Below are 10835 nucleotides of genomic sequence, written 5' to 3'. Positions count from 1 at the left end.
TAACACAATAGCCGGGCGCCATTTCCCTCATGGAAAAACTCCCAAACCTGCGCATTAGGCGAGTTTGGGAGATAGTGGATGCCGTAAATGGATTGGGTGATTCAGCTCAAACTGTAAAAGTCAGGCCGCAGAAACGTCGAGGACCTTCAAGCTGACGGCAGAAGACAACACGGCGGTCCTTGGCGCCCTGCGCTGACACTGTGCTATAATTTCCTCTGGCCTTTGGCATGGGAAAGAAGATCAGGCAGCTAGCCGGGGCTTGTGTCAGGCTGCAGGATGCGGGGGATTGGCGTGGAATTTCTCGAATACATTATGAGTGAGGCGCGAAGCGCGAAAAAGACCATTGTCTTGCCCGAAAGCGGCGACCGGCGCGTAGTGGAAGCAGCAGCGGCGGTGGCAGCAGAGCGAATCGCAGGGATTATCATGATCGGGAACTGGAAAAAGGTCCGAAACGATTTTCCCGATATTCATTTTGACGGAATCCAATTTCTTGAGCCGTCAGCCCATGACCGATTTGAGGAAATGGCCGGCAAGCTCCACCAGTTGAGAAAGCATAAGGGCATGACTGCGGAACAGGCCCGGGATGCCCTGCTTGATCCGACCACTTTCGGGATCATGCTGCTCAAAATGGGTCTGGCCGACGGTCTGGTCGCGGGCGCGGTCAACACCACGGCCGATACCCTGCGTCCTGCCCTTCAGATTCTGAAGACAAGGCCGGGAACCAAACTGGTTTCCGCCTACATGCTGATGGTGGTTCCCGACTGTGTTCTGGGGAATCAGGGCATGTTCCTCATGTCTGACTGTGCCTTGAATGTCAATCCGACTGCGGAGGAACTCGCTGAAATTGCCCTGGCATCAGCGGAATCCTGGCGCCAGCTGACAGGGCGGGAACCCCGGGTTGCCATGCTTTCCTATTCGAGCAAGGGAAGCGCAAAGGGTGAAATGCCTGACAAGATCATCGAGGCAACACGCCTGGCGCGTGAAAGGGCGCCGGATCTTCTGATCGACGGGGAACTTCAAGCGGACGCGGCGCTGGTGCCGGAAGTGGCGGCGCTGAAGACCAGGGGAAGTCCGGTCGCGGGCATGGCCAACTGCCTGATATTCCCTGATTTGAATGCAGGGAATATTGCCTACAAGCTGGTTCAGCGCTTGGGCAAGGCTGCGGCCTACGGGCCCATGCTCCAAGGAGTTGCCTGTCCGGTCAATGATCTGTCACGCGGTTGTACGGCGGACGACATTGTCGGTGTTATTGCCCTGACAGCAGTTCAGGCCATCGAAGCAGGATGCGAGAAAGACGCGGCATCCTAATACAGGGGAAGGTTTGCAAGGGAGACGATCATGTTAATTCTCGTTATCAATTCGGGAAGCTCGTCGCTGAAATTTCAACTCATCGACAGCGAAAAGAAGCAAATGCTGGCCAAGGGTATCTGTGAGCGCATCGGCATTGAAGAGCCATTTTTTGAATACGAAAATGGGGGCTGCAGCATCCACCAGCCAAGGAAAATGGATACCCACAAGGATGCGGTCCACATCCTCCTGGAAACGCTTGTCGACAGCGAATGCGGCGTCATTTCATCACTTGATGAAATCGCAGCGGTGGGCCATCGTGTTGTCCATGGAGGGCCTCATTTTTCCCAGCCGGCCCTGGTGACCGAAGAGGCCAAAAAAGCCATCCGGAAGTCTTCAGGCTGGTGCCCGCTCCATAACCAGGCCAATCTGACGGGGATCGAAGTGCTGGAAAAAGCCATGCCGGGCGTGCCGCAAGTGGCGGTATTTGACACGGCTTTTCACCAAACCATGCCGCCTGAAGCATATATGTATGGCATCCCCTACGAATATTTTGAGAAATTTGATATGCGCCGCTATGGCTTTCACGGGACCTCCCACGAATTTGTGGCCCGGCGCGCTGCCGAAATCACCAGGCACGATCCGGCAAGTTTCCGCCTGATTACCTGTCATCTGGGCAATGGTTCATCCTTTGCCGCCATCAGGGGCGGCCGCTGCCTTGATACCTCCATGGGCCTGACCCCCCTGGAGGGAATTATGATGGGAACGCGCTGCGGCAGCATTGACCCTGCCATCCCGCCTTTCATGGCCAAGTTGGGCAACTGCACGCCGGACGAGGTCGATGACGTCTTGAATAAGAAGAGCGGCATGCTGGGCATCTCCGGTGTCAGCATGGATTTCCGCGATGTGCAGGATGCTGCGGCCCAGGGCAATGAGCGGGCAGGGCTGGCCATCAAGATGTTCTGTTACCAGGCCATCAAGATCATCGGATCCTATATGGCCGCGCTGGGGGGGCTTGACACCCTTGTCTTTACAGCAGGTGTCGGGGAGAATGACGGAATGATCCGCAAAAGCATTTGCGATGGCTTCCGCTTCAGCGGCATGGCGATTGATGAGGAGCGCAATCTGATCCGCAGGAAGGAAGTCGTTCTTTCAACGGAAGAGTCTGCCATTGAGGTCTTTGTTATTCCGACCAATGAAGAACTCTCCATCGCCATCCAGACGGCAGAAGTCCTTCGAAAAACACAGGATTAGGAGACTGGAATCTTGAGTAAAGACGAAAAAATGGTTCAAGCCATCACCCCCCGGGATGAGGATTTTTCCCGCTGGTACACGGATATCTGCCTGCGGGCTGAACTTTGCTCTTATTCTTCGGTGCGGGGATTCATTATTCTGCGCCCTTATGGCTATGGCATCTGGGAATTGATTACCAGGGAGCTCGACCGCCGTTTCAAGGAGACCGGCCACCAGAATATCATGATGCCGCTCCTCATCCCTGAGAGCATGCTGCAGAAAGAAAAGGACCACGTTGAGGGTTTTGCCCCCGAGGTAGCCTGGGTGACCCACGGGGGAGATGAGGCACTGACCGAGCGCCTTTGCATCCGGCCAACCTCGGAAACGCTTTTCTGTGATCATTACGCAGAGGTTATCGAAAGCTGGCGTGACCTGCCCAAGCTCTATAACCAGTGGGTCTCCGTTGTCCGCTGGGAAAAGACAACCCGGCCCTTTTTGCGCACCCGTGAATTTTTCTGGCAGGAGGGCCACACGGCGCACGCGACGGCTGAAGAAGCCATGGATGAGACGCTGGATATGCTGGGGGTTTACGCCGAATTTTACGAGAACGCCCTGGCCATTCCGGTTCTCCGCGGCCTCAAGTCAGAGTCGGAAAAGTTTGCCGGCGCAGTCCGGACCTATGCGGTGGAGGCCATGATGCACGACGGCAAGGCCCTGCAGGCGGGAACCACCCATTACCTGGGCGATGGCTTTGCCAAAGCCTTCAATATCCAATTCACTGATAAGGACAACACCCTCCGCTTCGTCCACCAGACTTCCTGGGGGATTTCCTCGCGGTCCATCGGCGGGATCATCATGGTTCACGGAGACGATGATGGGCTGATCCTGCCGCCTGCCGTGGCGCCTTACCAGGCGGTGGTGATTCCGGTTGCGCCGCATAAGACAGGCGTCCTTGAAGGGGCAAAGGAGCTGACTGACCGCCTGAAAGCGGCAGGTCTGCGAGTCTTGCTGGACGACAGTGACCGCACGCCGGGCTGGAAATTCGCCGAGCATGAGATGAAGGGTGTGCCGGTCAGGCTGGAGATTGGACCCCGCGACCTGGAAAAGAGACAGTGTGTGGCGGTTTCCAGAGACAACCGCGAAAAAACTGAAATACCGCTGGGGCAGGCAGTCAAAACCCTGCCGCTGCTTCTTGAGGCGCTCCATGACCGCATTTTTCAGAAGGCCAAAAAGAGCATGGACGCCCGGATTTACGACGTCGACAGCTGGCAGGATTTTGTTCAAACCATGGAGACAAGGCCGGGTTTCATCCGCGCAGCCTGGTGCGGCAGTGAAGATTGCGAAGCCAAAGTCAAAGAGGTGACGACCGCCACTTCCCGCTGCATGGCGGATGAGGCGGTGGCGGCCGGTGCCAAATGTGTGGTCTGCGGCAAAGATGCCAGGCATCTGGTTTTCTGGGGCAAGGCCTATTGAGGGAATCGACCATGCGAGAGGCAAGTCTGCCGATCGGAGTCTTCGACTCCGGGATCGGCGGTTTGACGGTTCTGAAAGAACTCCAGCGCTCATTTCCCGGTGAGCATCTGATCTACGTCGGAGATCTGGCCCGCTCACCCTACGGTTCCAAATCAGCTGAAACAATCAGGCACTATGCGGGGCAGATCACCCGCTACCTGCTTTCAAGGCAGGTCAAACTGATCGTGGTGGCCTGTAATACGGCAAGCGCAGCAGCCGGTGCCACGGTAAGGCAGCTGGCAGCCCCTGTCCCTGTCCTGGAAGTAGTGGAGCTGGGTGCGGAGGCGGCACTGGACGCTGTCGGTGGGGGGGGCCGGATTGGTATCCTGGCGACCTCAACAACCGTCGAAAGCGGCATTTACTCCGACAAGATCCGGGCGCTTTCGTCGTCAAAAGGGATTCCTGTCCCCCGCATCATGCAAAAAGCCTGCCCGCTTTTCGTTCCCCTGGTGGAAGAAGGCATCTGGGAAGGAGACCTGGCCGATCAGATTGCTCGCCACTACCTGGAAGAGATGAGCGTTTTTCAGCCCGAAGCCGTCATCCTGGGCTGTACCCACTATCCGCTTCTGAAAGGAGCCATCGCCAAATCCTTGCCTGCCGGAACCCTCTTGATCGAAAGCGCGCCAGCCGTGGTCCGCGCCGCCGGGAAGATCCTGGATAAGTCAGGCATGCGGTCGTTAAAGACAAAGGATGCCCTGACGGAGTATTATGTAAGTGACTCCGTGGAAGCGTTCAGCCGCCATGCAGGCAGGATTCTTGACAGAGCGGTGGATCTCGTTCATCATGTTGACTTGGACGCGTGCGAAGGCAGGGAGGAATAGTGTTCACACCTTCTGACTTATACAGGGATGCCATCATCCACCTTGAGAGCAATCATTGGACGGACGGGGAGAGCTCCGGGCCTATCCGGCTGACCACAGTCGGCCATCTTGCCTATGAAAAGAAAAATGACACCTGGTCCGTCTCCTACGATGAAAGCGATGCCACCGGGATGCGGGGGACCCGGACCCGGGTCAGCCTTTTCCCCAACGGGCGTGTCGTCCTGAGACGTACCGGCAGCGTGGAGATGGAGCTGGAGTTCATCAAGGGCGACCAGCGGGTGGAGGCCAAATCCACCCCTTATGGGCCGGTCCGTTTTTCAGTCCTGACCCATGAGGCCAAGGGCAGCATCAACGAGGAAGGCGGCGAGATTGAACTGGGCTATTCGCTTGGCTTTGAGAACCGCCATACGGTCAGTACCCGGCTCCAGCTGGAAGTTACGGCGCAGAGGCAGAATCATAACACGCCAAACGGCACAGGGCCGGTGCAGAACGGACATTCAAACTGACCGGTATCTTTTTCGCTGTCATTTGACAGCAGCCGGTCGTTCGGTATAATACTTGGGGCGCCGACCGGGGTGCCCTTACCAACAAACAATGCCAGGGGAGGTGTACCGATGGCTGTACCTAAACGCAAGTGGTCCAAGAAGCGATCACGCACACATCGTGCCAACTGGAAGATCAATCCGGTTAATCTTGTGCGCTGCCCGCAGTGTCATTCGCTCAAAGCGCCGCACCGCGTCTGCAAGGTGTGTGGCTATTACGATGGACGTGAAGTCATTTCTGTCGACGACGGAAAAAAATAGGGGAAACATTCACAGATGAACAATGAGGAGCAGCGCGCCCGGGGCACGTTGCTTTTTGTTGGTTCCAAAGAGGAGGGAAAATAAGTTGGCAGTACCGGTTTTGGCCATCGTTGGCCGGCCCAACGTCGGCAAGTCAACCCTGTTCAATGCCCTGATCGGTAAACGGACGGCCATTGTGGGCCCTGAGCCGGGCGTCACGCGTGACCGGGTCATGGCTGAATGTGAATGGAACGGCCTGACTTTCACTGTCATCGATACGGGCGGGATTGAGTTTGCCGCCGATGACATGCAGCGGCTGGTTTTTAACCAGGTGGAGGTCGCTATCGGGATGGCAGACGTCATCTGCTTTTTGACCGACCTTCATTCGGGTCTCTCCGACATCGAGTTCAAAATCGCCGCCATGCTGCGCAAGAGCGGCAAGCCCATTGTTGTCGCCGTCAACAAGGCCGACCGGCCCGGCAGTGAACCCCTGGAGTTTTACCAGTTCTACGAACTGGGCTTCACTGATACCCTGGCCATTTCAGCCAGCCATAAACTGGGCCTGTCAGAGCTTCTTGACGCAGTGACCGCCTCCATGGAAAAGGACGTGCCAGAGGAGGAGGGCGGTGACTACATCGCCGTTGCCATCACGGGCCGGCCCAACGTGGGCAAATCCTCGCTTGCCAATTGGATGATCGGCCAGGAACGCAGCATCGTTTCGGATATCCCGGGGACAACGCGAGATGCCATAGGCAGCTTCGTCGAAAACGATTTCGGCCGCTTTTTGATCCACGACACTGCCGGCCTGCGTCGCAAGGCCCGGATCGACGGTCAGATCGAGTATGTATCAGCGCTCCGTTCACGGCGCAGCGTTGAGGGGGCCGACGTGTCGGTCATCATGATCGATGCAGCCGAAGGGCCGGCTGAACAGGATACCAAAGTGGCAGGCCTGGCCCACAATGACGGCAAAGCATCCATTATTCTTGTCAACAAGTGGGATCTGGTTGACAGGAAAGAAACAAGCATGGCTGAGTACGAGGAAAAAATCAGGCGGCGTTTCGAATTCATGCCTTATGCGCCGATCCTTTTCGTTTCGGTCAAAACGGGTTTTAACCTGGACAAGCTATGGCCCCTGATCGTCCGTGTCTGCGAATCATCAAGGCGCCGTGTGCCGACCAGTGTTCTGAATGAGGTGATCGCCGAGGCCATCGTCCTCCATCCAACGCCTCAGCAAAAAGGGCGTCACCTCCGGATTTACTACGTCACTCAGGGGTCGGTCTCGCCGCCTGCCTTCATCTTTTTCGTCAACGACAAAAGGCTGCTCCATTTTTCTTATGAGCGCTATCTGGAGAACCGTCTCCGGGAGAATTTCGACTTTTTCGGCACACCTCTCCGCTTCATCTGGAAGGGGCGGGCTGCCCGTGACGCGTCGGCGTCCCGGATCACCCCCGACTGACAGCCGCGTGCTAGACTGTTGGCATGGATAAAGACGGGAGGGGACACGGCGCCGGCAAGCTGGCGGGACGGCATTCCGATTCACCGCCCCGGCTCTCGCTTGTCGATACGCGTAGAAAAATCGAAATCCAGGAAGAGGCCGAGCTGAGGCGGACATCGCCCATGGCCGCAGTCGCCATGCTGGTGTCAACCCTGCTGGTCTGTGCTTTTTTCGCCCTCGACCGAACCGGCCATCTTTCAGAGGCTTCAAGCTATCTTGCGGGTATGGAGGCATTCTCGCTCCGCGCCCTGCTCCTATACGGTCTGCTTCCCCTGGTCACAGCATCCATCATGATGGCCATCTACAAACCGTCCTTACGTTTGCTTGCCGGAACCAGGCCGCCGATTCCCGTCATTCTGGCCGCGCCGGCTGCCGGCTTTTTTGCCGGCTGGCTGGTCTGGTGTTCAGTCGAGCTGGCTCTTTCCCTGGCTCCGTCATGGGAAAAGTGGCTGGCGATTCCATTGATCTGGCGGGCAGGCAAGCTCTACATGGATCAGGCTCCTCTTTTTGGATTTCTAACTTTTCTGGCGGCGGCCATCCTGCCGGCAAGCTCGCACCAACTCCTCTACAGGGGCATCATCCAACCCTTTTACATGGCCGGGGACAGGCGCCTTTATCGGAGTATTGTGCCCGCGCTCCTGGCAGCTGCCGTATCGCTCGATCCTCCCGGCCTGGCCGTCCTGATTATTTTTTCTCTCCTGACCTCCTGGGCGCGACTCGCCAGCCGTTCCCTTTTCGCCTCCTCACTTCTGTCGGCCGGCTTCGCGGTTGCCATGCTGCTTGGCCGGTCTCTGTTTGGCCTGCTCAACGAGGCCATTTTCAAAATGCCTCTGATCGATCCCTTGAGCATCCGCATCTTTTTGGTGACCATGATTTCTGCCCTGCTGGTGCTTCTGCTGGCTCCCCTGGCGCTGACGGGCATGCCGGCCAGGCGCGAAAAGGCGGGTGGGGCAGTGGGGAAAAAAAGCGAAACGAGGCCCTTCCGGCTGGCCAATCGGATCATCGGTTTGCTTTGCCTGGGGGGTCTGGCGCTCTGTCTTTATTTTCTCGCTTGATGTTTACTTGGAACTGTAGCGGGCGACCTTGGCTTCATGCTCTGCCAGGGTTTTGGAAAAATCGCTGGTTCCTTCACCGGTAGCGCAGAAATAAAGGTAGGAGTTGGCTCCTTTCCAGGTGCGCTCCGTGGCCGGCCAGAGGACGGCCTCAATGGCGACGGTTCCCGGTGAATTGATGGGCCCGGGTGGCAAACCCTGGTGCGTATAGGTATTGTAGGCGTTTTCCCGATAGCGGTCGACATCCTCGCCTTTTATCCACATGTAGGGATCTCGGCCGTCTTCCAGCAGCAGGTAGTTGATGGTGGCATCCGACTGAATGGCCATGTCGGTGTTGAGGCGGTTCAGGAAGACCTTGGCGATCATGGGCATCTCATTGATGGGCCCCTCCTGCTGAACGATGGAAGCCAGGGTGATGACACGGTCCAGGCTCATTCCGATTTTCTCAGCCCGTTCATAATAGCCGCCTTCTTCCAGCACCCGCTCGGTATTGTTGAGGAACATGCGCAGGATCTGCTGTTCGGTCGCGTTGATGTCGAACTGGTAGGTGTCGGGCCACAGGTAGCCCTGCAGCAACCAGTCGCGGCCGGGCGAACCCTCGATGAGCGGTACGAAGGAATAGTCGGCAAAAAGCCCCGGCTGGCGCACCATGGCGTCCAGCAAATCAGGGTTGAAGCGCATGCCGGCGGCCAGCATTTTCTCTTTCATCTGCTGGTAGGTCATGCCCTCGGGGAAGGAGATGGTGACCGGCTGGGGCCGGTTGGTCAGGACCACCATGATCTCGTCATAGCTCATGCCGGGCAAAAGGTAGTGGGTGCCGTATTTATACTGGCCGTCGAATCCGTTGAACTTGGACAGGAATTCAAAGGCGAAGGTGTTTCCGATGAAACCTCTTTCTTTCAGCATTTCTGCGATGTCCCGCGTGCTGGCCTGCTGCTCGATGTAGATCTCAATGGCGTCCGGCGTATCCTTGTTGAAGGGGGCAAAACCGCGGGCATCAAAACGGTCCTTGAGATAACCCAGCCGTTTGTCCTGTTCCCGGACATAGCGATAGCCGAGGCCGTACCCGATGAAGGCGGCCCCGATCAGCAAGACGATGACGATCAGAATGATCAGGGGTTTAAGTATTCTTCGTGGCATCCGAATGGTTCCTTTGTCCTTTTCCGGACTGATCCATTTTAGCACGATAAGGGCAAGTTCAAAAGAAGCGCGCGGACGTCGGCAGCAAACGGATGATGAAAGCGGAGGCCGTCAAAAAGGGGATGAAGGGCAGCGGATCCTTTTTCTTTCGGCCCAGGATCTTTGCCAGGGAGAAAGGGAGGGCCAGAAGAAAAGCCAGGCAGACCATGTGCACGGAAGCGCCCGCAGGCAGCATGAAGCCGGCTGCAAGGGTGAAGAGAACGTCACCCATGCCCAGAAGGTTCCGGCCTGTTACAAGGCGTGCGGGGAGCTTCAAGATGAGGAGCAGACCCCCACCCCCTGATGTCCGGATCAGTTCTACGCTTTGCCACAGCCAGAGAGGAAGCGGAACCGAATAAAGGGGAGGCGGAGCCAGAAGGCGGGGCAGCACGGCAAAAAAGGCGAACCAGGCGAGTTCATGGTCGGCTACCAGCCGCGTCCGTATATCCCGCCAGGACATGGCAGCAGCGACGAGAAAGGCAACCAGGTTGCAAAGACAAGAAAATGTTCTATCCATGGTCTGTTCTCCAAGCATGGTCCATGAAAATCGGCTTATCGTCCGGGGAAATCGCCGCCACTTGTCATGGATTGCCTTGGCGCGTGGTAGACTCGGAGTGTTGCAGGATTCCAAATATGAGGCCGGAGGATGGAATATGTTGATGCAGGAAGAGCGCCGGCAACTGATTGATTACGGCAAAAGACTGATACGGACGGGGCTGACCCGGGGGACGGGCGGCAACCTGAGCGTCTGGGATCCCACAAGCAATCTCATGGCCATTTCGCCCAGCGGCATCCCCTATGAGGAGATTTTGGAAAATCAGGTTGTTGTGATTGAGGTCGAAACGGGACGAATCGTGGAGGGTGAAGCCATCCCCTCCAGTGAATGCGATATGCACCGGATCATTTACAAATACCGGACTGACATCAAGGCACTGATTCACACCCACACGACCTACGCGGCGACCGTGGCCTGCCTGCGGCACGACCTGCCCCCCCTCCACTACCTGGTCGCCTACGCCGGCGTCAATGTCCGTTGCGCTGAATATGCCACCTACGGGACGGTCAGGCTGGCGAAAAACGCCTTTGAGGCCATGAAGGGCCGAAATGCCTGCCTTCTGGCCAATCATGGTTTGTTGGCTGGGGGCGGTGATTTGAACCAGGCCTTCAATGTAACCGAGGAAATTGAGTTTTGCTGTGAGCTTTATTGCCGTGCCAGGGCAGCCGGAGAACCGGTCATTCTCGATGAAGATGAGATGAACCTGATGATCGAGCGTTTTAAAGACTACGGCAAGCGGATGGAGGAACATGAGTCGATTTAGGGGAGCCCTTTTGCCCCGGCCAATCTCTGTTATAACCTGACTTTTACAGTTTGAGCTGAATCACCCAATCCATTTACGGCATCCACTATCTCCCAAACTCGCCTAATGCGCAGGTTTGGGAGTTTTTCCATGAGGGAAATGGCGCCCGGCTATTG

General features: G+C 56.8%; 11 protein-coding genes. 9 read left to right on the top strand and 2 right to left on the bottom strand.

Annotated features, from left to right (window positions below; all coding sequences use genetic code 11):
• The first annotated feature begins 291 nt into the window (after positions 1 to 291).
• The 8 genes from pta (at position 292) to GX839_01550 (ending at position 8185) form a co-directional block, all read left to right on the top strand.
• Positions 292 to 1308, top strand: a complete 1017-nt coding sequence (gene pta, locus GX839_01585; GenBank protein NLB04160.1) for a phosphate acetyltransferase — start codon at positions 292 to 294, stop codon at positions 1306 to 1308.
• Positions 1309 to 1338: 30 nt separating this feature from the next.
• Complete coding sequence (locus GX839_01580) at positions 1339 to 2541, top strand: acetate kinase (protein ID NLB04159.1); 1203 nt, start codon at positions 1339 to 1341, stop codon at positions 2539 to 2541.
• A gap of 12 nt (positions 2542 to 2553) precedes the next feature.
• The gene (locus tag GX839_01575) at positions 2554 to 3993 is read left to right on the top strand and encodes a proline--tRNA ligase (protein ID NLB04158.1); all 1440 of its coding nucleotides are present in this window, start codon (positions 2554 to 2556) and stop codon (positions 3991 to 3993) included.
• A gap of 11 nt (positions 3994 to 4004) precedes the next feature.
• Entirely contained in the window at positions 4005 to 4853 is an 849-nt protein-coding gene (locus GX839_01570) for a glutamate racemase (GenBank protein NLB04157.1), read from the top strand.
• A complete protein-coding gene (locus GX839_01565) occupies positions 4853 to 5359 on the top strand; it encodes a DUF1934 domain-containing protein (GenBank protein NLB04156.1) in 507 nt (168 codons plus the stop codon). The genes GX839_01570 and GX839_01565 overlap by 1 nt, the downstream gene beginning before the upstream one ends.
• Before the next feature lie 108 nt (positions 5360 to 5467).
• Positions 5468 to 5656, top strand: a complete 189-nt coding sequence (rpmF, locus tag GX839_01560) for a 50S ribosomal protein L32 (protein NLB04155.1) — start codon at positions 5468 to 5470, stop codon at positions 5654 to 5656.
• Positions 5657 to 5741: 85 nt separating this feature from the next.
• Positions 5742 to 7091: a ribosome biogenesis GTPase Der gene (locus tag GX839_01555; GenBank protein NLB04154.1), complete on the top strand. Its 1350-nt coding sequence runs from the start codon at positions 5742 to 5744 to the stop codon at positions 7089 to 7091.
• Positions 7092 to 7114: 23 nt separating this feature from the next.
• The gene (locus tag GX839_01550; GenBank protein ID NLB04153.1) at positions 7115 to 8185 is read left to right on the top strand and encodes a hypothetical protein; all 1071 of its coding nucleotides are present in this window, start codon (positions 7115 to 7117) and stop codon (positions 8183 to 8185) included.
• A gap of 3 nt (positions 8186 to 8188) precedes the next feature.
• Here GX839_01550 and mltG read toward each other — a convergent pair whose 3' ends face one another.
• Positions 8189 to 9322, bottom strand: coding sequence for an endolytic transglycosylase MltG (gene mltG, locus GX839_01545; protein NLB04152.1), 1134 nt, complete (start codon positions 9320 to 9322; stop codon positions 8189 to 8191).
• A 58-nt stretch (positions 9323 to 9380) separates the two neighbouring features.
• Complete coding sequence (locus tag GX839_01540) at positions 9381 to 9878, bottom strand: hypothetical protein (protein NLB04151.1); 498 nt, start codon at positions 9876 to 9878, stop codon at positions 9381 to 9383.
• 136 nt (positions 9879 to 10014) lie between these two features.
• Here GX839_01540 and GX839_01535 point away from each other — a divergent pair, with 136 nt between their 5' ends.
• Positions 10015 to 10680, top strand: a complete 666-nt coding sequence (locus GX839_01535) for an L-fuculose-phosphate aldolase (protein NLB04150.1) — start codon at positions 10015 to 10017, stop codon at positions 10678 to 10680.
• The last annotated feature ends 155 nt before the right edge of the window (positions 10681 to 10835 follow it).

Origin of the sequence: Fastidiosipila sp., from assembly GCA_012511175.1 — a bacterium.
Lineage (GTDB): Bacteria > Bacillota > Clostridia > Saccharofermentanales > DTU023 > UBA4923.
This window is presented reverse-complemented; position numbering and strand designations above follow the sequence as displayed.

What these genes read in the sequence shown, in the direction of transcription:
- GX839_01580 (NLB04159.1), top strand. Translation starts at nt 1,339, where the DNA reads ATGTTAATTCTCGTTATCAATTCGGGAAGCTCGTCGCTGAAATTTCAA.
- GX839_01570 (NLB04157.1), top strand. Translation starts at nt 4,005, where the DNA reads ATGCGAGAGGCAAGTCTGCCGATCGGAGTCTTCGACTCCGGGATCGGC.
- rpmF (NLB04155.1), top strand. Translation starts at nt 5,468, where the DNA reads ATGGCTGTACCTAAACGCAAGTGGTCCAAGAAGCGATCACGCACACAT.
- GX839_01550 (NLB04153.1), top strand. Translation starts at nt 7,115, where the DNA reads ATGGATAAAGACGGGAGGGGACACGGCGCCGGCAAGCTGGCGGGACGG.
- mltG (NLB04152.1), bottom strand. Translation starts at nt 9,322, where the DNA reads ATGCCACGAAGAATACTTAAACCCCTGATCATTCTGATCGTCATCGTC.
- GX839_01540 (NLB04151.1), bottom strand. Translation starts at nt 9,878, where the DNA reads ATGGATAGAACATTTTCTTGTCTTTGCAACCTGGTTGCCTTTCTCGTC.
- GX839_01535 (NLB04150.1), top strand. Translation starts at nt 10,015, where the DNA reads ATGTTGATGCAGGAAGAGCGCCGGCAACTGATTGATTACGGCAAAAGA.